This window comes from Myxococcales bacterium, assembly GCA_016716835.1.
In the GTDB taxonomy this organism is placed as follows: Bacteria; Myxococcota_A; Polyangia; order Haliangiales; family Haliangiaceae; genus JADJUW01.
In genome coordinates, this window is sequence record JADJUW010000001.1 from 1,978,189 (window position 1) to 2,003,497 (window position 25,309).

18 protein-coding genes, 1 other RNA gene and 1 pseudogene are annotated in these 25,309 nt (G+C 62.0%); 12 read left to right on the forward strand and 8 right to left on the reverse strand.

The window, feature by feature from the left end:
- The first annotated feature begins 172 nt into the window (after window positions 1-172).
- Window positions 173-1,375, forward strand: a complete 1,203-nt coding sequence (locus IPL79_08770) for a hypothetical protein (GenBank protein MBK9071078.1) — start codon at window positions 173-175, stop codon at window positions 1,373-1,375.
- Here IPL79_08770 and IPL79_08775 read toward each other — a convergent pair.
- Window positions 1,368-3,092, reverse strand: a complete 1,725-nt coding sequence (locus IPL79_08775) for a hypothetical protein (protein MBK9071079.1) — start codon at window positions 3,090-3,092, stop codon at window positions 1,368-1,370. The two genes, IPL79_08770 and IPL79_08775, sit on opposite strands and share 8 nt — an antisense overlap.
- Before the next feature lie 138 nt (window positions 3,093-3,230).
- On the opposite strand from IPL79_08775, the gene ssrA reads away from it, so the two are divergent.
- Window positions 3,231-3,583: a transfer-messenger RNA gene (gene ssrA / locus IPL79_08780) on the forward strand.
- Between the two features lie 404 nt (window positions 3,584-3,987).
- Here the strand turns inward: ssrA and IPL79_08785 are convergent.
- The 4 genes from IPL79_08785 to IPL79_08800 all read right to left on the reverse strand — a co-directional run bounded on the left by IPL79_08785 (window position 3,988) and on the right by IPL79_08800 (window position 9,828).
- The gene (locus IPL79_08785) at window positions 3,988-4,179 is read right to left on the reverse strand and encodes a hypothetical protein (protein MBK9071080.1); all 192 of its coding nucleotides are present in this window, start codon (window positions 4,177-4,179) and stop codon (window positions 3,988-3,990) included.
- Window positions 4,180-4,281: 102 nt separating this feature from the next.
- On the reverse strand, window positions 4,282-5,280 hold the full coding sequence (locus IPL79_08790) for a trypsin-like serine protease (protein ID MBK9071081.1): 999 nt from the start codon (window positions 5,278-5,280) through the stop codon (window positions 4,282-4,284).
- A gap of 125 nt (window positions 5,281-5,405) precedes the next feature.
- The gene (locus IPL79_08795) at window positions 5,406-8,942 is read right to left on the reverse strand and encodes a hypothetical protein (GenBank protein MBK9071082.1); all 3,537 of its coding nucleotides are present in this window, start codon (window positions 8,940-8,942) and stop codon (window positions 5,406-5,408) included.
- A 208-nt stretch (window positions 8,943-9,150) separates the two neighbouring features.
- The gene (locus IPL79_08800) at window positions 9,151-9,828 is read right to left on the reverse strand and encodes a hypothetical protein (GenBank protein MBK9071083.1); all 678 of its coding nucleotides are present in this window, start codon (window positions 9,826-9,828) and stop codon (window positions 9,151-9,153) included.
- 166 nt (window positions 9,829-9,994) lie between these two features.
- Here IPL79_08800 and IPL79_08805 point away from each other — a divergent pair, with 166 nt between their 5' ends.
- From IPL79_08805 to IPL79_08830, 6 genes are all read left to right on the forward strand, one after another.
- Window positions 9,995-10,615: a hypothetical protein gene (locus tag IPL79_08805; GenBank protein MBK9071084.1), complete on the forward strand. Its 621-nt coding sequence runs from the start codon at window positions 9,995-9,997 to the stop codon at window positions 10,613-10,615.
- A 78-nt stretch (window positions 10,616-10,693) separates the two neighbouring features.
- Window positions 10,694-11,914, forward strand: coding sequence for an NADP-dependent isocitrate dehydrogenase (locus IPL79_08810; protein MBK9071085.1), 1,221 nt, complete (start codon window positions 10,694-10,696; stop codon window positions 11,912-11,914).
- A 52-nt stretch (window positions 11,915-11,966) separates the two neighbouring features.
- Window positions 11,967-13,589 (forward strand): neutral/alkaline non-lysosomal ceramidase N-terminal domain-containing protein, encoded by a 1,623-nt coding sequence (locus IPL79_08815; GenBank protein ID MBK9071086.1) that lies wholly within the window; start codon window positions 11,967-11,969, stop codon window positions 13,587-13,589.
- A complete protein-coding gene (gene argG / locus IPL79_08820; protein MBK9071087.1) occupies window positions 13,586-14,950 on the forward strand; it encodes an argininosuccinate synthase in 1,365 nt (454 codons plus the stop codon). The genes IPL79_08815 and argG overlap by 4 nt, the downstream gene beginning before the upstream one ends.
- 5 nt (window positions 14,951-14,955) lie before the next feature.
- Entirely contained in the window at window positions 14,956-15,756 is an 801-nt protein-coding gene (locus tag IPL79_08825; GenBank protein ID MBK9071088.1) for a 1-acyl-sn-glycerol-3-phosphate acyltransferase, read from the forward strand.
- 209 nt (window positions 15,757-15,965) lie between these two features.
- Window positions 15,966-16,715, forward strand: coding sequence for a hypothetical protein (locus IPL79_08830; GenBank protein ID MBK9071089.1), 750 nt, complete (start codon window positions 15,966-15,968; stop codon window positions 16,713-16,715).
- Window positions 16,716-16,737: 22 nt separating this feature from the next.
- Here IPL79_08830 and IPL79_08835 read toward each other — a convergent pair whose 3' ends face one another.
- On the reverse strand, window positions 16,738-17,808 hold the full coding sequence (locus IPL79_08835) for an MBL fold metallo-hydrolase (GenBank protein ID MBK9071090.1): 1,071 nt from the start codon (window positions 17,806-17,808) through the stop codon (window positions 16,738-16,740).
- A gap of 167 nt (window positions 17,809-17,975) precedes the next feature.
- Here IPL79_08835 and IPL79_08840 point away from each other — a divergent pair, with 167 nt between their 5' ends.
- Window positions 17,976-18,767 carry a hypothetical protein gene (locus IPL79_08840; protein MBK9071091.1) on the forward strand — a complete coding sequence of 264 codons (792 nt, stop codon included), beginning with the start codon at window positions 17,976-17,978 and terminating at the stop codon, window positions 18,765-18,767.
- 702 nt (window positions 18,768-19,469) lie between these two features.
- A complete protein-coding gene (locus tag IPL79_08845) occupies window positions 19,470-19,688 on the forward strand; it encodes a hypothetical protein (GenBank protein ID MBK9071092.1) in 219 nt (72 codons plus the stop codon).
- 19 nt (window positions 19,689-19,707) lie between these two features.
- Here IPL79_08845 and IPL79_08850 read toward each other — a convergent pair whose 3' ends face one another.
- Window positions 19,708-20,310, reverse strand: coding sequence for a hypothetical protein (locus IPL79_08850; protein ID MBK9071093.1), 603 nt, complete (start codon window positions 20,308-20,310; stop codon window positions 19,708-19,710).
- A gap of 990 nt (window positions 20,311-21,300) precedes the next feature.
- Here IPL79_08850 and IPL79_08855 point away from each other — a divergent pair.
- Complete coding sequence (locus tag IPL79_08855) at window positions 21,301-22,194, forward strand: hypothetical protein (GenBank protein ID MBK9071094.1); 894 nt, start codon at window positions 21,301-21,303, stop codon at window positions 22,192-22,194.
- A gap of 736 nt (window positions 22,195-22,930) precedes the next feature.
- Window positions 22,931-23,419 (forward strand): hypothetical protein, encoded by a 489-nt coding sequence (locus IPL79_08860; GenBank protein MBK9071095.1) that lies wholly within the window; start codon window positions 22,931-22,933, stop codon window positions 23,417-23,419.
- A gap of 676 nt (window positions 23,420-24,095) precedes the next feature.
- Here the strand turns inward: IPL79_08860 and IPL79_08865 are convergent.
- Window positions 24,096-25,259, reverse strand: a pseudogene (locus IPL79_08865) (DEAD/DEAH box helicase).
- Between the last annotated feature and the right edge of the window lie 50 nt (window positions 25,260-25,309).

The window sequence follows — 25,309 nt, forward strand, 5'->3', positions numbered from 1 at the left end:
AGTATGCGCCAGATCGCGACGAGCGCACAATTTGATTCAGTGGCGCCAAGCGGCGTGCACCTCGCTTATGTAACTAGCGCTTAAGACCTACACCGCCCACACCTCGTCGCGGGGGCACGAACGTTGCGCCCGCCGCGCCCTACGAGCGCCCGAATTTCGGTACATTCGTCGCGTGACGACTCTCCCCGCCCGACGTTGTCCCGGTGCCACCGCGAGCCGCCAGCTCGTGCTGGCCGCCCTCCTGGCTGCGCTCCTCGCGGCGATGGCCTGCGCCGCTGACCCCGGTGCTGGCCCAGCTCCCGATGCACCCACCGACGCGCCGCCAGATGGCCCCCCGGGCGGGGACCCGACCTCTCGCACATTTGAAGCCAATTGGTACGCGGGAAATTTCTTCCTCGACTTTCGCGGCGCCTCCCCGGTCGTCACCTGCCCCGCGGCCATCGACGCCTTTGAGGGCAGCTCGACGTGGAGCCACCCAACGACCGGCGAGTTGCAGTACTACACCAACGGCATCTCGGTGCGAAACGCGGCCGGCGTCGAGATTATCAGCGACGCCGGTGGCGATCCGACGGCGACCGAGACCGGCGTATTTATTCCGGTGCCAGGCTCGACGGATGAAATGTTCGTGTTTGCCAACGACACTACGAAGGTGTTTGCCACCCGCATCAGCACCACGAGCGACAGCGTGCTTGCCACCACGGTCGAGGTGGCGACCGGCACAGGCGAAGCCATTGGCGGCATTGAGGACGGCACGCTGGGCTTTTGGTTGGTGGTATTTAATGGCAGCAAGCTCGATGCACGCCACATCGTGAATGCGACCGTTGCGGGCGTGACGCCGGTGCAGAGCGACCTGCCGCTAACGGTGACCGCCGCCAGCCGCGGCACGATTCGGTTTAACCGGGCTGGCACGCGTATCGCGATCGCCACCGAGTCGCCGGCTGGCTCGTGGTGGGCAAACTTTGATCGCGCGACGGGCTTGGTGACGTCGGCGTGGACGCAAGTGCACACCGCGCAGGGGTATTCGCTCGAATTTTCCCCCGATGGCAACACGCTCTACGTCCCGTTCAGTTCAACCGGCGGGTTTGCGTGGCAAGCCGACCGCCTTCGCCAACACGATGTGTTGACTGGCGTCAATGTCGATATGGCGGTCCTCGCCTCGGGCATTGCGCTTGGCTTCGATGACCGGATCTACTTTGCGCCGTTCAACGCGGCGACGCTGAGCGTGATCACTAACCCCAATGTCGGCGGCTTAGAAAATGTCGTCGCCGACGCGGTCGACCTTGGCGCGTGTCGCGTCAAATTCAACCTCTCCAAGACGATCTTTGTGCCCTTTCTGTCAGACGTCGTGATCTCCAAGCCGGCGCGAGCTAATTGACGCCGACGATTTGTTCGGTCCATTGCGCAATGTGATTGCCCTGACCGAGCGCTTGAAAGGGCAGCCGAATCGGCGGCGCCGAGGCCGGTTGTCCCGCGGCGGCGCGATCGGGGTAGAACGGCACCAACCATAGCTGCGGCTTTTGCGGCGCGGTCGAGCGCACGCCAAAGGCGCGGCGCGAGGACACCGTAAACCACATGACGGGCTCGGTCGCACCCTCAAGGGTTGGCTCGGTCCCGGCGAACGGCGTCCACTTGGGCCACGAATTATAGGTCGTGCTTGGCGCGTCCGCCTGCGTGAGATGGATCGGCACGCCACTGCCATCAAGCCTGGTGATCCACAGCTCGGCGTTGGGGTTGTCATAGCTAGAGCCGCTCGTCGCCTGGTTATAGAGCACCCATTCGTTGTCTGGCGAAATGGACGGATAGTATGCAAACGTCGCGCCGGCAGGATCCGCTAGCGTGGTCGGGGCGGCGACGGTCTTGGCGACGTCGTCATAGGCAAACGCAACGATGCGTCCCTCGGCGGCCCACACTTCGTCCCCCGACGACAGGGCCGTGGCGACGACGGTCTGACCATCGGCGCTCACCTCGGGGTGCGAGATGCGTGAGGCGCCATAGAGCGCCGTCACCACGCCGGTCGCGAGATCGGTGAGATGCAGGCCGTTGGTGGTCGTCGTGAACATATCGTTGTTGTTGGGATGAATCGCCGCAAAGTTCCATTGTTGCGTGTTGAGCGTCAACGTGCGGGTCAAGGTGTCGGCGGCGACAACATTGCCGTAGTTGAGGTTGCCGCCTTCTTGGCGATACGCCACCAGCGTGCCGTCGCGGGAGATGGCGTGACAGCCGACGCAACCCGTCTGACCGACCGGTGGATAAAAACGCGTTGGCGCGAGATCGGGCGTCGCCATGTCGTGGCGCATGATCGCGCCGGCGGTGGCGTTCCAGAAATACACGCCACCAAGGACCTCTTGCGAGGCGATGCGCACGGCGAGCTCGCCGGCGGCAAAGGTGCTCGGCGCGGCGGTGTGAAGCCCACGCACGGCAATCGTCAGCTCCTGCCCACGCGCCCCGCTAGCGACGAGGGCCCAATGCTCGGCGGCCAAGGTATGCCAGTGCGTTGCGCTCGCGCCTGCGACATACGCCTTGATGTTGACATAGGTGCCGGTGAGCGAAATCTCAAAAAGATTGCTCGCGCTGCCGTCCGTCCAGTGGACGTCCATCTCGCCAAGGTTGGGCGGAATGAGCGCGCCTGCCGGCGGATAGTTAAGCGCAATCGCGGTGCCGCTTCCCGGGGTGGCGACGCCAAAGAGACCGGCATCGGTCGGAGAGACATCGCCCGGCAGGGTCTTGCTGACATAGACCTCAAAGGCGGCCGAGGCGCTGCGCGTGCCGTCAAACGCGACGACGCGACCAGCACCGGCAATGTCGCCGGTGGGCAACAACGTCTGCGCCGCAATGGCGCCAATGCCGGCGGGCTCGGCGACCAGCGAGACCTCGGCGGTGACGTCGGTTTCGCTGCCATCAGGTGCGATGGCGACAACCGTAATTGCGGCGCCCGTGGCGGCGCCATCGATCACCTGAAAGCTCGCGCTGGCAAGCCGTACCTCTAAGGTTGGATCGCCTGGCGGAGGCGGCGGCGCAGTATCAGGCTTGGCGGCGCAAGCGACCACGCTACCCAGCAGGAAGGCTAGATGGACGAGATACGGTTGGGGCATCGGGCTAGTTTACGTCGCCGACGCGGCGAACCCAACGTGCGTCTTATCCGACACCCAGCCACGCGGAGGCGACTAACGTGAAATGGCCCTTGACGCCACCGCCGTGCAGCCCCACATTGGCCTGGTCTTTGACAATCTGGGATCGTAACGGCTTCGACGGGGATATAGACGTCTAGGCTGCGCGTCGTGGCGCCCAAGGCCACGTAAAAATGGGCAAACGTGTAACTGCGAACGATAACGCTGTTGCCCTCGCTGCTTAATTGCCAGCGACAATGCCGCTAGCTTCCGTCTGGAGCCGGCGAACATTGAAATAATCAGACCGCTTCACGGTGGATGGCAGTGACACCGTGACTAAGACTTCGCTGCATCGCCTCGGGTAGAGGTCGCCACCTACCGACGACCTGGGGTTAAAAAAGAAACAGTGGACACACGCGTAGATGCTTAGGAAGAAGGATCTTCGGACCCGGGTTCGACTCCCGGCGATTCCACTGCGCATTTTTTTCAAAAATGCTTGTGGCCTCTAGCGTTGCTTCGCAACGCGCTCGGGTTACACCCGAGCCGGGAGATCGAGCGCTTCGCGCTGCGACTCCCCTGATGGCGATTCCACTGCGCATTTTTTTCAAAAATGCTTGTGGCCTCTAGCGTTGCTTCGCAACGCGCTCGGGTTACACCCGAGCCGGGAGATCGAGCGCTTCGCGCTGCGACTCCCCTGATGGCGATTCCACTCCGCATTTTTTTTCAAAAATGCTTTGGCCTCTAGCGTTGCTTCGCAACGCGGCTGGGCCGCGCCCAGCGCCGGGAGATCGAGCGCTGCGCGCTGCGACTCCCCTGACGGCGATTCCACTGCGCCTCGCTTCGCGAGGCTGGTGTCCTCTGGTGTTGCGATGCAACGCGACTAGACGTCGTCGGGGCCGCAGGTGACGGAGAACGTCGAGTCGGTGGATTGAATAGTTTCGCCAATGGCCGTGCATTGCGAACGCAGGTCGGCGGCCTTCTCGTCGTCGGGCGTTGGTTCGTCAGGAGCGGTGCCTTCGGAGATACAGGCCGATAGCGCGAGGGAAAGCAAGGCGATTTTTAAGAGCGTCATGAGCTAATAATCCCATGGCGCACCGTGTAGGGCGCAAGGCAGGTTAGGGCTCACATGTGCTCTGCTAGCCGCGCTTGCCCCACTTCGGGCGTCCCATGCGCGTTAGCCGCGACGGCGGCGCCACGCAAGCGCGAGCAGCATCACCAGCGCGCCACCCGCAGAAGGCACGGCCCCGGCCGAGCAACCGCCGGCGGCCTGGCCGCCAATGGCTGATGCGGTGCCTTCTTCTGGCACGGCCTCATCATCGCCAGGCGCTTGGCCGGGTGGTTCGGCTGGAGGATTGCCACCGGGTGGTGGGTTGCCTGGCAAGGCCCAGTTAGTCAGCACGGGCTGCAAAAAAGCGAGCTCGGCATCAACTTGAATATCGGCGCCATAGCCGGTGCAGCTGGCATCGCCAAACGAGGTGACGCCAACCACTTTTTGCACGCCGCCTACCGTCGCGAACGAGGGGCCGCCGCTGTCGCCATTGCATTTGCCGCTAGCATTGGGCGCCGCCTGGCTATAGCAAGCTAGCGCACCCTCGCTGCCACCCAGGCCGAAGTTGCTACACGCCGCGTAAGGCTTGCCCGTGAGCACATAGAGCAGGCCAGAATCATTTTGAACATTTGGATTGCGCCGCCCGAAGCCGGCCATCGTGACTTGCACGCCGGTGGCGCTATTGGTTGCGTCGGTGTTAATCGCGGTCGGCGTGCGATCGGTAAGCGGCGTCGTCAAACGCAACAGCGCGAGGTCTTTGCCGCCGCCGAGGTTGTTGCTGCTCCAGCCCGGGTGTTCGACTTTTTCTGCGATCGTGGCGGTGATGCCACCGGTGCCAAACGCATCCAGCTGGTCAAAGACTGCGGTGATTTGTGAAACGTCGCGGCCAACGGTGCAGTGCTTGGCCGTGAGCAGGACGTTGGGGGCGATTAGCGTCGCCGTGCACAGCCCGGTGCCGTTTGGCGTCTGCAGCTTTAGCGCGGCGACGGTCGGATATTGACCGAGTTGGGCCGCGACGCCACCGACGATCTCGCCGTTGGTGCGCTCGGTGCCAACGACTGGTTCGTCGGACATGCAACCCGTGGCGCCGATGACGGCAAACGCGATCGCGATTACAGGTTTCATACAAGGGCTAAGCAGCAAGCAACATGCCAAGCGCTACCGCTTCAAACGCCGCACAAACAACTACTTGCGACGGCCGCCCTGGGAGCCCACACCCCGATCTGATGTGTATTCCCCCAGGCGATGCGCTAAGGTGCGGCGCTACCGACAAACGGCGGCATGTACTGCGGCAAGACGCCGCCGTCGGCCACCGGTATCTGGCCATCGGTCACGAAATCTGTCGCAAACACGCTCGGGGCTGGCGACTGGCCCCATGTCGCAAACAAGCCGTACCACGTATCGCGCAGCGGCGCGTCGGGCGCGCAAATATTGCCTGGCAGCGCCAGCGTCGCGGGTGGATTCATCGGCTGCCGACGGCGATCAAGCCAGCGCGCGACATCGCCTTCCACCAGCGCGTTCATGCCGAGTCCCTTCGCGGCGCGCGGCGCCTCGACATGGCAACTGGTGCAAAATTTGTTTTCTTGTTCGTCGACGCGAGCCAACTCAGCGACGGGCGTCGGCAATTGGTGGAGCTGGCCGCGCAGACAACGCGGGTCGTTCGCGTTGCGATGGACCTTATCGACGCAAATGGCGCCGCGGCCAACCTGCCGCGGCAAATCGGTGGGGTCGCCGTGAGAGGTAAACTGCAATTGCTCGCACAGGCGCGCCGGCGTCTCGCCCGTGGCGTCGCGCAACGCGCTAACCTTGCCGGTGAGCGCGGCGGGCAGCTCGCCCTGCGCCAAGACCAGGGTGCCGAGGGCCTGGTTGCAGGCCACCTCAGCGAAATAGCTATCTGGGCTCATCTCGCCGCTATCGAGGCGGTACAAGCGAAACTCGTCGACCCACGCGCCGAGCGCGCCGCGTCGTCCGACGCGACCAAATAGCCAATCCCAAAACGAGCGCGTCTGCTTATACGGCGAACCGATGGTTAGCCGCGACGCGCTGCCTACATGGGTCGCCTGCAAGCTAAATTTATCGCCCGCAAAGGTCAGCGTTCCGATGCGATTGCCATCGATCAAGATTTCCAGCACGCGCGAGCCACCCTCCATATACGACATGACGCCAACGTGATGGTACGCGTTTGATTTCAGCAACGCGCCCAGCGCCAGCGATTTGCGTGCGCTACCGCTGTGCGCCGTAAGCTTCCAGCTTGCGCCATCCTTGGCGAAACCAATATACGAATCGTCGGCGAAATAGAACAACACGCGATCCTTCGGCTCTTTTTCGACGTCGCGCAGATCCACCCAAATGCCGGCGTAATAATCGCGAGGCATCTGGGTGCCGTAGTAGCCGCCGATGTCGATAAAATCGTTGTGGCCGTCGAGGTAGACGCCTTTGCCAAGCACGCCACCGAGCGCCACCGGCTCGACCCGCGCGCCGCCTAACAAGCGCAGCGACGACACCGGCGAGTTGCCGGCCGCGTTTTGCAGGCGGGCGCGAACCACGGCATCGCCCTTGCCCAGCTTATAGCCTGGGGTCGTAGACGCTGGGTCGCCGGTCGCTACGAAGCCATCTAGCAACACCGGATCTGCTGGGCGCGCGCTGCCTCCGGAGGACGTATTGTACTTGAAGGTCATCGGCGCATTCATGTGCGCGACGACCAACGCGTTCTTCGCATGGTAGTCGTCAAAGACGATCTCGCTGTTACGATGGTTGTTGCTGCTAACCGCCCACACCACGTCAAAGGGCATGGTGGGGCGCAGCGCATCGAATAGCCCAAGGCGATGCTCGGGCGATTGCACGCCGGAGACGCCCTTGGGGATGAACGCAATCGATTTATCGCGATAGAGATCGAGCGTATACTTGTGCGTATAAAAATTTCCATCCGGCCCAAAGGTGCCGCGGCCGCCAAAGTCGGAGAGGTTTAGCCCATTGTCGAGGGTTACAAACTTGCCACCCGTCCACGCACCAATCACCGCGAGCTCATGCCCGGCGCGCGAGTTTAGGCCCATGCGGTTGCGCTCGACCTCATCCGTCTCGGCGGATGCCGGTGGATTGGGGCGCCCAACGTCTTGCCCGCGCACGAACACGCGCTCGATCGCGGTGGGCTTGTAGGCATCGCGCTGCTCATTCATCATCGCTAAGATTAAATGCTTGCCGGCGCGATCGAGCCACTGGTAGGCGAAACGATGCAGCGAGCCAAAGGGCATCGCGGCGCCGCTTGGATCGCGAAATGGCTGGCCTCCAGTGCTCCCCGCCAGCGGGAATTCCGCGGCGGCGGGATCTATGGGCATTGAGCTAAGCGGCCGCCACACCGAGAAGCCGTCGGCGGCGCAGGGTGTCGTGGTCGATTGCACGCTGTAGAGCAGCCCGGCGTTGAAATTGATCATGAGCAAGCGGCCGGTGCCCTCGGTCGTCGCCTCAAACAACGTGTACTTGCCGCGGCCATCCCACGAGGTGAGCTTGCTCTTGTCGGCTTCGACGACACCGTTCTGATCAAGGTCGAGGTAAAACTCACTCGATCGCCGCTGATCCCACAAGAAGGCGCACCACGGTTCGCCCTCTTCATTGGGCGCGCCGGGCGCTAGGTAACAATCGGTCGGCACATCGACGACGCCGCCGTCGCGCTGCACCGCCACCGAAGGCCCAAGCGCCAGGCGTTTGAGATCGACGCTGCCCGAGCCAAATTGATTCCACGGAAATAGGTAGCCAATATCATATGGCGCAAAGTCCGGCATGGTTACCACGCCCTCGTCATTGGGCACGAGGCCACGCGAGGCGCGCTGCGGATACACCCAGCTATGTGGCAGGCCGTCGCCGATGGGTTCGCCTGCACTCGTCGTATAAGGGGTGCGCACAAAGACGGTTACCGGTGCCGAGCGCAGCTCCCAGTGCGCTGGCATCGGGCCAGATTTTCGCTCGGTTCGCGCTACGCCCGAGACCAACGTGAAGTCATAGCATAGGCCAATATGTTCTCCCGCGGGCGCATCGAGCCTGCCATACGCAACCGCGCCATAGCTGGCCTTGCAGGCATACGGCGAGCGATGCTCGGTGTCGGTTTGATCGCTTGAATTCTCGCACATCGTGCTGTGCAGCGTATTGGGCGCGGAGCTAATTAGATTCCAGACCTCTGGATCCGCGCCATCGACCACATAGCTGGTATCGATGGGATTAAACCAGGTGAGGCCGTGCAGCTCGGCGACTTCGCGCGACAAGGGCGTTTGGCTGGCGCTGGCAACCGTCAGATCGTAGCCGACATTTTCTGGACGTAGCAGCGCCAGCTTTGGCCAGCCGCCATAGCTGCCATCGAGCAAGAGGCGCGCATCGTTGCTCGAGCGCGCAAAGGGCATGATTTGCGCGTCGCCAGCCGCGGGGCGATAGTTTTCATGCCCGGCCGTGCCGTGTTCGCCGCCTTCTTCGGGATAGCCGGCTGCCTTGCCATCTTGGTAGCCAAACAAGGTCGTGCTCAGGCTGCGGTCGATGCTTGGCGCCGGAGGATTGTCGCGGTTCGCGCAGTGGTTGATGTTGGTAAAATTTTCGCTGCAATTGGCCCCGAGCCCCTGCCCCAAGATATCGCCGTACGCCTCGCCACCACCAGGCTGCACGTCGGGGGTCGCGGTCGAGGCAGCCGATGAGGCGGGCCCTGCCGACATCGCGGGAATGGAACAGGTCGCGCCCAGCGCATTGCTTTCGCGCTCGATGTCATCCGCGGCCCCGGTGCAACCAGCCAGCGCGAGCAACAACATGCCGCAAACCGATGGGGAAAAAGGTTCAAAAACCGAGGTCGCGCCCCCCCAGGTAGTGTTCCCAGCCAGCCGTGTTTTCTCCTCGCTCATACTGCCCCCTGTCGTTAACCTGTTGATATCCCGATGCAAAACCGACAACGCTCGTCGGCTCTCACCAAAGGATAAGCAAGCCGTATGCCAGGCGCGCTAGCCTTCTCGCCTGCCCCGGTCACCCGTGTGGAAATCGATACACGGCGTAGGGTGGCTGCGACTCTCGATAATCTGGGCCGGGCCAAAAGTTGCATTGCCTAAAGTCAGACACCCATTGCTCACCATTGAACATCTGGACATGCCCATACGGGTGGTTCTTGCGCCGGCCACGGAAGGCGCGCATCACCGCGATATCGCCCGCCACAAAGTCGTCACCGCTGATCCGTACGAAGTCGCGCGCCAGCAAAAAAGGCCCATAATTTGCTCCGGCAACGGGATGGCCACTTACGTCAACGCCGCCGGCTTGCAAGGCGAGTCGAACATAGGTTCCGCAACGCCCCAACGATTCGGCCTTTGCGTTTGCATTGAGACGATTCACCGCGTTCGCGATATCGAAACTATGCGGTTTGGGCTGGGCCAAGGGCGGGTCAAGCTGATCGCCTCGCACATCTTCGATCTCGACCACCGCCTCCAGCATCTGCACCGCGAAACGTTCCTTAGCGCTGCGCTCCAAGGCGACCTCCTCTATCTCGCGCCGCTGCAATCGCGCCGCAAGCGCCTCGCGCTCAATCGCAGGCAGTTGCGCAACCTCGCCCATGGCGACGTCTGGCTCGCCGTCAAGCGCCAGCGCGGGCTGACCTTCATAAGGCTTGGAACTCGCCACGACCTGCGAATTTACGCCGATCGACTTACGCATGCAATGTGCTAGGGTGCCCTCACGACGCGCCATGCAAGCATTTTCAGGTCCCGGTAATACTGCGCCAAGCTGGTTTGGCATAGCACTCCTAGTTGCGGCTTCGGCCTGCGGAGAGCCAGCGACCTCAGACGAACCCATCCCGATTGAGCCATTCCACTTAGGCGTCATGGGCGCAAGCGTGTCGTTTGGATACCAGGGATGGGCGGTAAGCGACGCCTGGCATACGGCGCTCCCGGACGCCAAGATTACTGCGCTCGCGGACGCGTATTTCTATTTGGACCCCATCGAGAACGCGCAGACACAGGCCGCGACGATGGCGCAAACCAAGGCCGAATTGGTCATTGCAATCGACTACCTATTTTGGCTCGGCTACTCATCGGGCGCGCCTTTATCGACGATCCAATACGGACTCACCGCGCTCGAGGCGCTCGACGATGGCACGCGCATGATCGTCGTGGGCGACATGCCGCAGCTCGATGCCGGCGGCGGCTACTTGCTATCGGATGAACAAATTGAGGCGATCCACGACCACTTAATCGCATGGGCAGATGGCCGCGAGGGCGTACTCATCGTACCGCTCTCGGAATGGTCGGCGCTGCTGCGCTCAGGCGAACCGGTTACACTCCCTGATGGCAGCAGCGTGCCTACCACCTTGCTGATGAACGACGATGACCTCCACCCTACGGCGCTCGGGACGTGGTTCATGCTCGACCGCGTCGACGAGCTCTTGGCCGCGCGATTTCCGCAGTACGATCCTGACCTCGTCGAATTTGCGCGCCCACAATAGGCGGTGCGGCGCCTCAAATTGTCGCGATGAACCTCGCCACGCGCTGGTCAGCAAAGCGAGCTTGCGGTACAAGCGGCCATGGCGAAAATCAAGGTAAAAAATCCCGTCGTCGAGATGGACGGCGACGAGATGACCCGCATCATCTGGAAATTCATCAAGGACAAACTGATCCTGCCGTATCTCGACATTGATCTAAAATACTTCGATCTCGGCATTGAGCACCGCGACGCGACGAACGACAAGGTCACGGTCGACTCGGCGATGGCGACCAAAGAGTTTGGCGTCGCCGTCAAGTGCGCGACGATTACGCCCGACGAGGCGCGGGTCGAGGAATTTAAGCTCAAGGAGATGTGGAAGTCGCCCAACGGCACCATCCGCAACATCGTCGGCGGCACCATTTTTCGCGAGCCTATCGTGTGCAAGAACGTGCCGCGCCTGGTGCCTGGCTGGACCAAGCCGATTGTCATCGGCCGCCACGCCTTTGGCGACCAATACCGCGCCACCGATTTCCTCGTGCCTGGCGCCGGCACGCTCACCATGACCTTTACCCCCAAAGATGGCGGCAAGCCGATCGAACACAAGGTGTTCGACTTTACGACGGCCGGCGTCGCCATGGGCATGTACAACCTCGACGACTCGATCATCGGCTTTGCCCGCAGCTCGTTCACCTACGGCCTGCAGCGAAAATGGCCGGTCTATCTGTCGACCAAAAACACGATCCTCAAGAAATACGACGGCCGCTTCAAAGATCTCTTTCAGAAAGTGTTCGACGAAGAATACGCGGATAAGTTTAAGGCGGCCGGCATCGTCTATGAGCACCGCCTCATCGACGACATGGTGGCCTCGGCGCTGAAGTGGGACGGCGGCTTTGTGTGGGCGTGCAAGAACTACGACGGCGACGTGCAGTCCGACACCGTCGCGCAAGGCTTTGGCTCGCTGGGCCTGATGACGTCGGTGCTGCTGACGCCCGATGGCAAGACCGTCGAAGCTGAGGCGGCCCACGGCACGGTAACGCGCCACTATCGCGAGCATCAAAAAGGAAACCCGACGTCGACCAATCCGATCGCGTCGATCTTCGCGTGGACGCAGGGCCTCAAGTATCGCGGCCAATTTGACAATACGCCCGATGTGGTGCGCTTTGCCGACGCGCTCGAGCAAGTATGCGTCGAAACCGTCGAGTCGGGCAAAATGACCAAGGATCTCGCGACCCTCATCAGCAAGACCACGCCGTGGCTGACCACCGAGGCCTTTCTCGACGTGCTCGACCAGAATCTAAAAACCAAGATGGCGAGCTGGTAGCACCTGACATATTTGTCGAGACTTTGGGCCGCGGGCCGACTACAGTCGCGGCGTGCAGACGCCATTTGAAATCGGCTTTGGCCGGGCCGATATAACGCCCCCTTCGCGTGGCATGGGCATGATGGGCTTTGGCCAAATCGGCAACATCGCGCACAGCGCGCAGACGCCGCTGTGGGCGCGCGCGATGTTCGTGCACGACGGCAGGGGCGCCGTGGTGATTGTGGTCGCGGACTTATGTTTTATCAGCAAATCGATTCACCGCGCCGTCATGGCCGAACTCGCGACGTCGCACGCGACGCTTGGGCTATCCGAGCAAAACGTCGTGCTGACCGCGCAGCATACGCATAGCGGCCCGGGCGGTTATTCGGAGTCGCCGTTTTACAATGCGACCATTCCGGGTTTTTGGCCCGAGGTCTTGCAAGCAATCGTTGCCGGCATTGTGGCTTCCATCGCCGCGGCCGCCGCCGCCGCCGTGCCGAGCGAGCTACGATACGGCGAGGCGGCCTTCGAGCTAGACGCCGACGTCGCATTTAATCGCCGCCTTGCCGCGTACGCGCGCAACCACGACGTCACCTCGACGGACGATCCGCGGCTAGCGCTCGATCGCACGATGCGCGCGCTGTGGGCGACACCCGTGGCAACGGCTGCAGATGGGCAGGTGAGTGGCGTATTTTCTTGGTTTGCCGTGCACGCCACGAGCATTCACAGTGACAACACGGCCTTGCATTTTGACAACAAGGGCTATGCCGCGCAGCTAGCCGAGGCGGAGCTCGGCGGCGTCGCGGCCTTTGCCCAAGGCGCCGCCGGCGACGTCACGCCAAACAACTGGCGCCATCCGCGCGTGCCCTTGGCGCGAGGCAAGTTTGCCGACGACGATCAGAGTGCGCGTTATAACGGCAGCTTACAGGGCGCCAAGGCGATCGAAATTGTGCGGCGCGGCGGGGCGCCGGTGGTCGGCGCGATTGCCTCTGCATATCAAGAAATCGACATGGCTTGCGCCACCGCTGACGCTGACCTGGCCGACGGCCAATCACGGCACACCGCGCCGGGCGAAATCGGTATGGCGATGTTCCTAGGCACCGAAGAAGGCCCCGGCTTGCCGCTGTGGCTGCTGCCTGCGCAACGCGCGCTTATCAAGCTGCGGCGTCTTGGCAACCGTGACGAGGCCGACGTGCAGGCGCCAAAAATCACCTGGCTCGAAGCAACGCGCGGACGCCTCTTGGGCATCGGCCAGACCTCGCGCTTGCCGCGCCTGCCGCTGCCCGCGCGCGTGCAACGCGTTGTCAGCGAGATTCGCGACCTAGAACACAAAAATGCCGCGCCATGGACGCCCCACGTGCTGCCCGTGCAGCTCGTCGTCATTGGCAACGTCGCAATTGCCGCCGCCCCTGGTGAGTTCACCACCGTCGCCGGCCGCCGGGTGCGACAAGTCGTCGGGCGCGAGCTGCAGGCGCTTGGCGTGACGCACGTGATCTTCGCCGGTTACGCCAACAACTACGCCGGCTACGTCACGACGCCGGAAGAATACGAAGCGCAGGCGTATGAAGGCGCCAGCACGCACCTTGGCAAATGGACGCTGCCGGCGTACCTGACCGCCTTCCGCCAGCTCGCGCGCAAGATCGCAAATCAGCCGATTTCCCGCCGCGAGATTCGTGATATGCACGCCGCGCAATGAGCCGTATTTATCGCGCCCTTCCCCCGCAAGGCACCAAGCTCGGCATTGCGTTTTCCGGTGGCCTCGACACCCGCTGCGCGGTGGCGTGGCTGGCCGAAATGGGCATGCAGGTGCACGCCTATACCGCCGATCTAGCGCAACCCGATGAAGCCAATGCCGCCGATATCCCGCCCATCGCATTGGCGCACGGCGCCGTGGCCGCGCAGCTCGTCGACTGCCGCGACAGCATGGTGCACGAAGGTCTAGTCGCGATTGCGTGCGGCGCCTTTCACTTGCGCAGCGGCGGCAAGACCTATTTCAACACCACGCCGCTGGGCCGCGCGGTCACGACCACCGCGATTATTCGCGCCATGGCGGCCGATGGCGTCAACGTGTTTGGCGATGGCTCGACCCACAAGGGCAACGACATTCAGCGCTTCTATCGATATGGGCTGCTCGTCAACCCTCAGCTAAAGATCTACAAGCCGTGGCTCGATCAGGCCTTTGTCTCGGCGTTTGGTGGCCGCACCGAGATGAGCCAATATCTCGAGCGTAAGGGTAAGCCGCAAAAGGCCGCCACCGAAAAGGCGTACTCCACCGATGCCAACGTGCTCGGCGCGACGCACGAGGCCAAAGACCTCGAGCGCCTCGATCGCGGCATCAAGATCGTCGATCCAATTATGGGCGTGGCCTTTTGGAAGCCTGAGGTGGCGATCGTCGCCGAAACCGTTACCGTTACCTTCGAACAAGGCTGGCCCGTCGCGCTCAGTGGCACGCGCTATGCGAGCGCCTTCGAACTATTTCGCAAGGCAAACGAAATCGGCGGCCGCCACGGCCTTGGCATGAGCGATCAAATCGAGAACCGCGTCATCGATGCCAAGAGTCGCGGCATTTACGAGGCGCCGGGCATGGCGCTGCTGCACCTCGCCTACGAGCGGCTGGTGTCGGCGATCCACAATGAAAATACGATCGACCAATATTTCTCGCTCGGCCGCCGCCTGGGACGCTTGCTGTACGAAGGCAAGTGGTACGACCCCGAGGCAATGATGCTAAAAGATTCACTCATGCGTTGGGTTGCGCCAAGCATCACCGGCGAGGTGACGCTGGAATTGCGGCGCGGCGACGACTACACCTTGCTCGACACGCGCGCCGACTATATGGCGTATGCGCCGGAGAAGCTGTCGATGGAGCGTGTCGAGGAGCCCGCCTTTACGCCCGAAGATCGCATTGGCGCGCTCGAGCTGCAAAATCTGTCGGTCGCCGATAATCGCGCCATGTTGCTGCACCATTTGGCGAGCACGCGGCAGCTCGGCCAGGGCGCCTCCGCCGACGCCAGCGCGCTCGATCGGCTGCTGACCAGCGAGGCCGCGAAAGGCAAGTAAGGCATATGTATTCTGAAATAAGCCAAGCCGATTCAGTCAGTCACGCGCGCCCCGCCGGTGCCTACCCAAATCCGCCGCGAGGCGTGTGGCGAGCGCTGCGCGCCGTCGTCGCGATTGCGCTGGGGTGGGGTTTTCTCGCGGTGTTCCTAACGGTTGCCACGACCCTGACGCTTTTGACGTTTCGTTATCGTTCCGATCGATATTTTCATCTCGTTGCGCGCGTCGTCGGTCGCACGGTGCTGTGGCTGCAGGGCATCGACCTGCGGGTGGACAACGCCCACCGCATCGATGAGACGCGCTCGCAAATCCTCATCTTTAATCACACCAGCCAGCTCGACGTGTTTTTCTTCACCGCCATCATGCCCAAGCGCTGCGTGGTGATCGTAAAACGCGAAATGTTGTGGGTGCCGTTTATTGGCCTCGGGGTCTTTGCCTATCGCCTGCAAACCATCGACCGCCAAAACCTCGAGTCCGCCAAGCGCTCGATGGCCAAGGTCGCGGCCTACATGCAGGCGAACCAGTGCTCGGTCATGCTCTCACCCGAAGGCACCCGCTCCAAAACCGAGGAGCTGGGGCGTTTCAAGAAAGGCGCCTTTCACCTCGCGGTTGCCACCAAGGCGCCCATGCTCCCCATCGTGGTGCGTGGCGCGCGCTCGTGCCAGCCCATGGGCAAGATCGTCGCCGACCCAGGGCTGGTCGTGCTTGACGTCTTGCCCGAGGTCGACACCACGGAGTTCACGACAGAGCAAATTGGTGCGCGCGCCGAAGACATGTATCAGTTGTTCGCGCGCGAACTCGCCGCGTAGCGCCTCCAGCCGGCGCCGGCTTGATGCCAAAATCGCCACTCACCTTGCCACCGGCAACTCCAGGCGCCAGCGACGCGCGCCATCGCGGCCCTAGTTTTCCGCGATGGCGGATGGCGTCATTCTTGCTTGCTGACCCCGGCATGACGCTGCATTGCCTAGCTAGCCGCCAACTACGTTCCCGCGGCGCAGCCGTTTTTTGGCTGGCCCTGGTGGCAAGCACGAGCGCCTGCCTTGGCGCCACGCCAGCGCCGGACTCAGACCCAATAGGCGATGATTCCGATGAGCGCCAACAGGCGGCCGACGAGGCGCGGGACCGCGACAAGGCGGGCGAGCCGCCGCTGCAAATTCATTGGCTGCGCAATTCGGCGGAATACGTCGCGGCGACGACGCAGGCATATGCGCTTGCGACGGCCAAGGTAGCCGCGCACGCCGCGACGGAGCCGACCCAGCCATGGGGCGTAATTTTGGACGTCGACGAGACCACGCTCGACAATAGCCAGTTTGAGATCGAGCGCCTCGGGCTTGGCTATAGCGCAACGGCGTGGCGCAAATGGGTGCTGCGACGCGAAGCTACCGCCGTCCCAGGGGCGGCGGCATTTACGCAGGCCGTAAGGGCAGCGGGTGGATACGTAGCACTCGTTACCAATCGCAATAACGCGGTGTGCACGGCGACGAAGGACAACCTAGCCGCGCAGGACATCGCGTTTGACGTCGTGTTGTGCAAAGGCACAAGTTCTGAGAAGGAAGCGCGCTTTGCCAAGGTTGCCGCCGGAACCGCCGCGCCAGGCGTGCCCGCGTTAGCCGTAAAACTATTTATTGGCGACAACATCAAAGACTTTCCGGATCTGACGCAGGATATGCGCTTTGACGCCCCCGAAGGCCTCGCGGCGTTTGGCGAGAAATACATCGTGCTGCCAAATCCCATGTATGGTTCGTGGGAGAGCAACGAACCAAGGTAGAGATGGTGCGCCGCGAGCGCCATCACCACCACGCTTGGTGGTTGGTGCGTCCTGCGGCAGCGTCTTGCGCCTGCTGCGAAATCGGTTCGAGCACATGGCCGACCGGGGGCGTAATCACGGCGCCCGCGAGCTGCGGCGCGGCGGCGACGATATCGACGATGGGCTCATCCCACGCGTGCAGGCCCAAATTAAACGTGCCCCAATGCACCGGCAACAGCGTGCCGCCGCCGAGCATGTCAAAGGCTTGCAGCGCCTTGTGCGGTCCCATATGGATGCTGCCCCATGCTTCGTGATAGGCGCCAATTTCGAGCATGACGACGTCAAACGCGCCATGCTTGCGACGCACGTCGGCAAATTGTGGCGTCAGGCCCGTGTCGCCGCTAAAAAACACTTGATGACGCTCGCCCTTGATCACCCACGAGGCCCAAAGCGTGCTGTTGCGATCGCGAAATGTGCGCCCGGAAAAATGTTGCGCCGGCTCTGCACACAAGGTGACGCCCCGCCCGCTCCACTGCTCACCCCAGTCGAGCTCGACGATGTTCGCCGCGGCGATGCCCCAGCGCTCGAGCCGCGCGCCAACCCCAAGCGACGTCACAAAGATGACATCGCGCTTCGCGAGCGCGAGCACCGAGGCCTTGCAAAGATGATCGTAGTGATCGTGCGAGATGAGCACCACGTCGACGCGCGGCAAATTCTCTATTGCCACCGGGGCGGCAAAGAAGCGCTTCGGTCCCATGAACGACATCGGCGAGGCGCGCAGGCCCCACACTGGATCGGTCAGCACGACCGTCTTACCGAGCTCAATGAGCACGGTGCTGTGGCCAAGCCAGGTGGTGCGCAGGCCGGTGTCTGCTGCCTGGGCCCAACCCGGCCGCGGATCGTGCGTCGAGATCGGCCGCACCGGCACGCGCTGCACCGAGCGATCGAACATAAACTGTTTCATTACCGACCAAGGCGGCCGCGGCATTGACGCCGCTTCAAACAAGGTGTTGCGAAATGCCCCATCGCGAAACTGCGGCGAGGCGAGAATTCGCTCACCGCGTAAATTGCGCACCTCGCTAGGCAGGACGGGCACTTGGGCGCTAGATTCCATCGCTCTACTATATGGCAGCGGTTGTTTTCGGCAAGACATCTCCAGCGCGCGGCCACCTCGCGATTTGCCTAGTGCCTTGGCACAGATGCGATGAGCCATCAGACTTGGTCTGCTTCCGTGGGGCGTCGTTAAAAAATGCTCACTTATTCCAATAAACTCGCATTTTTATGCCTCGCCCCACGAAACCATCCCAGCGTCTGAATCGCGAATGCTTGGCTCATCTCATCTGTGCCAAGGCACTAGGTGTTGGCCTTGCGCTGGCGGCGACGGCGCTCGCCACGGGCTGCGCGCCAAACTCGCTTGAGGCGTCGCCGCAGCCTGGGCCGCAACCAGGCCCGCCCGGCGATGAACAAGGTGAGCTGCAGCCTGGCATCCCGGCAACCTTTGACAAAAACCTTATCATCACCGACGCCTACTTCTCGGCGTCGAGCTTTATCGGTGCCGACGAGGTACAGGCGTTCTTTGAGGTGACGCCCTACGGCACGCGGTCGTGGATGGCCGATGCCACGCTCGGTCAGGCGCGCCTCGCGGATGTTTTGGTCGACATTGCAGTCGCGCATGACCTTAACCCCATCGTGCTCATTGCCCGCATGCAGGTCGAGCAATCGCTCGTCGCCCCCACCGAGAATCCCGGTGGCAATCGCGTCGATTTCGCGTTTGGCTGCGGCTGCCCCGACGGCCAGGCGTGCAACGAGGCGTATCGCGGCCTCGACAAACAACTCGAATGCGCCGCCACCACGCTTGAGAAATGGTACTTGCGTTCGCAAAGCGGCGATGGTCTGTTTGTCATGGGGCAGCCTGGCGACACGCTCGACCCCGACACCGTCGTGCCCGCCAGCCATGCCACCGCCTCGCTGTACGCGTACACGCCGTGGGTGCTCGAAGACGAAGGCGGCAATTGGCTGGTGTGGAAGATCTTGGCGCGCTACACCGACCACGTCATTGCGGAAATCTTGTAGCGGGCCGTGCGCTCGCGCAATGCTTTGCGCTGAGCAGCTGATATTCGCCGCGCCCAGCGTATCCAGTCAGGGCAGGCCCAACTTTTTTCCACGGCGTTTTCTGTCGGGATTGTATTGAACGCTGGGCGCTTCGTTGCGAGTTGCGACCTGTCCGGCCCCAAAAGGGGGGGGCGGATATCAAATGCTTATGAATCGGCGCGCTCATCGTGCGCTTGCTTGCAATCGCAAGACTGTCAAATATTTAACAAACTCGTTACGTTGCTGTGCGCGCGCAAAGGTTGCGGTTGAACGCCTTGCTTGACGTTGTTAGCGTCCGGCCCGAAATGAAGAAACAAATTAGTCGCAAACTCCAATTCAAATCCATCGCGACCGAAGCGCTTGCCCCCGCCGCAGGAGCTGCTGCGACCGCCGGGGGTGCAGAGTCGACTTGTTCGCCGTGTGGCCCTACAAAATGGTTATGCCCGGATCGCCCCGATGGCCAAGCCCAAGGTTGGCCAGGATGAGAACTAACCAGTATCGCCTAGAGAAAGAGACAAACGTCCTGATGCATCGCGGTGGCTGGCTAGGCGCCCCGCAGAGGTTTGGTGGTTCCAAGTCCCGAGGACGCAACGACGCCAGCAACCACGAGGCGCGGGACGATGGATCTTTATCTAGGCGATGCTGGTTAGGAACCCGTTCAGCCGACGCCCTCTAGCAGGTGATTTGACGGCGATGCATGCGCCGGCTCGGGCTGCGATGCTAGTGCCGCCGACGTTGGTGCGCGTGATGGTCGATGGCGTCAGCATCGAGATCGAGGTGCCAGCGACGCGCAAGGCGTGGCTCGTCCACGCGCGTCGGCTGCGCCAGCCTAAGGCTTACGCCAAGAGGTCACATGCGAAATCGCGGGCCATGCCTTTGTGCTCAGGCTACGCTCCGCACTGAGTATCTGACTCTCGCGGCACTACGGCGCTGACCGCACCACCAAGGTGGCGGGGAATAACGTCGAGACCAGCGCCGAGGTCGCATAATGCGCCGCGGGCGGTTTCATATCGAAGTAGACGTCTTCGAGCAGATCATCGAACGCGACATAGTCTAGTTGGAACGCGGCATTGCTTTCCTGGGCCGACGTTCGGGTGCCCCACATATCAGTTTCTGAGGCGCTGAGATTGCCGGTTAGCCACAGCGTTTCGCCCTCAACCCGATACGTTCCGTAGAAGGTCCCGGCGTAGGATTGCTGGCCATCCCAGCAGCCCACCATGAAGAGGCTGATGGCGTCGCCGGGGCCAAGTTCGTACTCCGCCGCGCCGGGGGTCATGTTGAAGATCGTGGCCTGGACAATGCGGGGATGATGATCGGTAGCACAATAGCGCGCGACGGCTTGCTCGGTGGATTCGCCTGCGATCCGTTGCTCGGCAAGGTCGTCAAACTCCCAGACATAGGTTGTATACGCCTTGTCACTAGCGCCTTCTTGCTCCTCGCTGGCAGGCACAGTAGTCATGCAGGCCGTAGCCAGCGACAGCGAAACGGCTACGGGGAGTGCGGTTAGCGGGGAGAGGCGAGCCATGCGGTAAAAGCTAAGCAATCACCGTGCCAGCACGCCGCATTGCCGGACATCTGCCGACGCCGCAACGTGGGGACACTTGTCCTCGGGGCGGGGTGGCATGCGTATCCTCCTTGCCGCTCGTCATGCCCGCGAATCTCTCTTCTGCAGTACCGCCGTGCGCTTGATGCGATGGCCGCATGCGTTCCCGTCCCGTTTCCACTCGGCACCCATGGCCCGGACAGGTGTTCGCTATTGCCAACCAGGGGCCGCCTTTTGGCATGACCATCGCCAACTACCGGCGATGGGCTAGAACCGTTGACATCAAAACGCCAGGCAGGTCACTAACACCCGATTTGGGAAGTGCAACACGCCGAGGCAATGGTGATGCCGGGCGCCTCAGGACAGAAGCACGAAACATTACCAGACAAGGTTTCATCACCCGGATCGCAGTCCTGGTGGGTATAGTAGCAGCGCCATTTCGAAGGGCCACACGGCGAGAGCGTCGACTCGTGCCCACCAGCGGCAGAGGAAAGTATAGCGGTTGGAATAGATTTAAACTGTAGCTTGCGACTGATTTTTTTCATTTCGGGCCGGACGCTAGCAACGTCGGGTCAGGCGTTCAACCGCAACCTTTGCGCGCGCACGGCAACTTAACGAGTTTGTAAATAATTTGACAGTCTCGCGATCGGAAGCAAGCGCACGATGAGCGAGCCGATTCCTAAGCGTTTGATATCCGCCCCCCTTTGGGGCCGGACAGGTTGTCAAAATCCAAATCCTGACCCTGGTCAAGATCCAGACCCTGGTTGCCAAAATCAAAATCCGGACCCTGGTTGAAATTTTGCGATTACAAAATCCGGACCAAATCCGGACCCTGGTTGAAATTTTGCGATTACGTACGCAATGATTTTTCGGCCGCCGCGTATATTGCAGGCAGTCCCACGACTATGTCGCACCGAGGGAACGTCGAGGATTTTCAGCAGAATCGCAGCGCCATCTGCGTAGTCAGGAGGCATGACCAGACCACGCGAAGTCATTGCCAACCGAACCTACCTGGTAACTAGGCGCTGCACGCAGCGTCAGTTTCTGCTGCGCCCCGACGACGCTACCAACAATGCGATTGTTTATTGTTTGGCGGTGGCGGCCCAGCGAACGAATATCGATGTCGTATTTACTTGTGCGATGTCGAATCACCACCACACGATCGTCCATGATCACGACGGTCGATTGCCGGAGTTCATGGAGCATTTTCACAGGCTGCTTGCGAAGTGCCAGAATCTGCGGCGGCGAAGGTGGGAGAATTTTTGGGACTCAGCGAAAGCAAGTGCCGTACGGCTATTAGACGCAGACGATATTATTGCGAAAATCGTCTACGCCGCGACGAATCCGGTCAAGGATTTCCTTGTGGAGCGAGCGCACCAGTGGCCCGGGGTCAATGGGTACAGAGCCTTGGTGCGCGATGAGCCGATGACCGCCAAACGACCACGATATTTCTTCAATCCGAACGGAGAGATGCCGAGTTCCGTTTCTCTGCCGCTCGTCATGCCCGCGAATCTGGGGACGATCTCAGACGTTGCGACAAGAGTCGTTGAAGCGGTCGCCGAGGTGGAAGCAACGGTGCTCGCGATTCGGCGCCAAACGCAGCGCGGCGTGCTGGGACGAAAGGCCGTGCTGGCGCAGTCGTGGCGAGAAGCGCCAAAGTCCGTTGCTGCGAGGCGGAAAATGAGCCCTCAACTTGCCGCGCGTGACAAATGGCGACGGATTGAGACCCTGCTACAGACCAAGTACTTTCTCGTGCAGTACCGGCGCGCACTTGATGCGATGGCCGCATTCGTCCCGATTCCGTTTCCACTAGGCACGTATTGGCTGAGGCGGTTTCTGAACGTTGACGTTGGTGCATATTTATAGCGGCGATCCTCGCGACCCAGTGACGTAGCACTCGATTGGCACCGCTGACTCTACAAGCGGCAAGGGACGGTTGCGGCCGCGGGTCATGCAGGAGGCAGATGCGAGGTGTTTCTGCGGGGACTTGAGCGTGGGTTGGCCTTGGATATCGCTGGCAGACCGCTCGCTGACCGCCGGGGCTGATGCATTGGCACGGCCATCAATTGGCCGCAGCAGGTGTTCGCTTTTGCCAACCAGGGTCTGCCCTTTGGCCCTTTGGACAAATTTCTTGTCGAGTTCGTTGAGCCACTCATCGGCGACGGCGAGAAAATCACCACGTGCGCGCCTTACGCGAGGCTTGCGGCACTTGCATAAGAAGCCGCCCAAGCGCCAACAATAAGAGATACTCGCAGCACCCGACAAGTGGCACCTCTGGCGCCACGAAGATGCCACGGCCGAAATTGAACATGACTACGAAGCCTTCAAACAAGTCTCCGTGCACGTCCCCGAAGGCCAAGGCTGGGCGTATGTCGCCTTCAAGCTAAGCAAGCTCGGCTATGACGTCGATGCCGTCTATAATTGTGGCCGCGCCGCTGGGGCCAATGCGCCACAGCCTGGCAACCCCATTGGCCAGAACCCGCGAACCTTCCGAGATGGAATTTTTTCAATAAAACTGACATATATGCGATATTAAAGACGAACTAGATTTGCTAGCGGTGCGAAGACATCCGGCACGCCAGTTGCACAAGCTTCCTTCACCATGAGCCTTTCTAGCTTTGTATCCTCGCTCTGTATCATTGCTGCGCTCGCAAGCTCGGTTGCGGCTGGAACCGCCGAGGCCCGAAACCGCAAAAGCACACCTGTGCTGACCAAACGCCTGGCCATACGAGGCAAGGCCATCGGCACCGGGACCCTTAGAAAGGATTCGATCCGCATGAGAAATCCGGTCGGCGTTGCCGCTCATGCCACGCGAACCGCATCTGCATCTGCGCCGCGCAACGTAGCCGCGAAGCAACTCACCTCGCTCGAGCGTGCGATCATGAAAGTCAATATATTCGTCGTCGGTGGAGTGTACGGCACGATCAAGTTAGCGCTCCTGACGAGCCCTTTGCTTATTGCGATGTCGTCGCTGCCGGCGTCCGTAGACAAACCCTTGCTATATGGCGCGTTCGGCCTGTTGTATTTCATCGTTACCGGCAAGATCGAGCTTTCGATTGCAGCCGATGCGACAAAAAAATCTGTCAGTTAGGCTTGCGCGCGCCAACCTATATGCCCTGACTGGATAAGCCTGGCGCGACGAGCGGCTACGCGCCGATAGGCACGATGCGAATGTGCGGATCGCGCGTATCTGGCACTTTGACCCGCGTTGCGAACAGGCTCGCGACTTGCGGCGCGATGGTGACGCGGGTCTCGCGCGCGCCAACGTCGATGCTGCCGATGTCGTCCTTGGTAATGCCACCGCGGCGACACAGCAGCGGGATGATCCAGCGCGGGTCGGCCTTTTGAAAGCGGCCGACGTTGACCGAGAACACCGGCGCATCGCCGCTTGGCTCGGCGCGTGGGCCTGAGCTGCGGGCATCGCGCGCCTGCCGCGCATCAAAGGCTTGCCGCGCGCCGCGAATCGGGCGATCGCCCTCGCCGCCTGCGCCTGCAATGCGCGTCATGGCGCGGCCGGGCCCGCGATCGTCGCGTGGGCTGCGCGCATCGCGACCCATCGGCTCGCGGTCGCGGCTCATCGGACCCTGCGCGCGGCCCTTGCCTGCGCCAGCCCCACCGGCGACGTCTTGCACCTGCGGCATTTGCTTGTAGCGGCTCGCCACGAGCACGGCCACCAAGTCCTCGGCGCCGTGCAGCTTGAGCAGCGCCGCCGCAGACGTCTTGGCCGTTGGCGTCACCGCGGCGACTTCTTCGGCGAGGCCCGCGAAAATGCGCGCATCGTCTTTTTCGCGAATCATCGCGGCGGTCGGCACCGGGCCAAACTTAAGCGGCTCCTGCCGCGTCGCCAGCACGCGCTCGGCAAACCCAGCGCGATTGCGCGGCACCAGCAGCACCGAAGTGCCCTGGCGTCCGGCGCGTCCGGTGCGGCCGCTGCGATGCACCAGCGCCTCGCGGTTTTGCGGCACGTCGGCGTGAATCACGAGGTCCAGCGATGGCAAATCAAGCCCGCGGGCGGCGACGTCGGTCGCGACGCAGATGCGCGCGCGCCCATCGCGCAACGCTTGCAAGGCCGCCGTGCGCTCGCGCTGCGATAGCTCGCCCGACACCGTCACCACGCCAAAGCCGCGATTGGAAAGCTCGTCGCCAAGCCTGGTCACGCCGTCGCGCGTGGCGCAGAACACCAACGTGCACGGCGCATCGTAGTAGCGCAAGATATTGACGACCGCCTGCACGCGGTCGCGATCGCCAATGGGCATGGCAATATGTTCGATGTCGGCGTGGCCCGCGGCGCCAGTGGTGGCCTCGATGCGAAACGCGTTGTTCTGAAACTTCTTGGCCAAGAGCGCGATGCCCTTGGGAATCGTCGCGGAAAACATCAGCGTGCGCCGTTCCTTCGGCGTGGCCTTGAGCAGCGCCTCGAGCTCGTCGCGAAAGCCCATGTCGAGCATTTCGTCGGCTTCGTCGAGCACCACGGCGCGGATGTTGCCGAGCTTGAGGGCCGCCTTTTCGAGATGATCGTTGAGGCGACCTGGCGTGCCGACCACAATATGTGGCTTGCGGTGCAAGGCGATTTGCTCGGTGCGCACGCTGGTGCCGCCGACGCACACCGTAAAGTTTATCGCCGTGTGGGAGTAGAGCCACGACAGCTCGGTCGCGACCTGCATCGCCAGCTCGCGGGTTGGCGTAATGATGAGCGCCAAGGGGCCCTCGGTCGCCGCGCCGGGCGGGATGCGTTCGTGCTCGCCGAGCAGCGTGCCGGCCATCGCCAGGCCAAACGCCACCGTCTTACCTGAGCCGGTCTGCGCCGAGACGAGCAGGTCCTGCGCCGGACTAGGCACATCCATGATGGCCTGCTGCACCGGCGTCGGCGAGTTAATGCCGCGATCGGCGAGGGCCCGAAGCAGGCTGGGATGCACCCCTAAAAATGGCATGGGCGACTCCTACACTAGTGCATTGGCACAAACAAGGTGAACCATCAGCC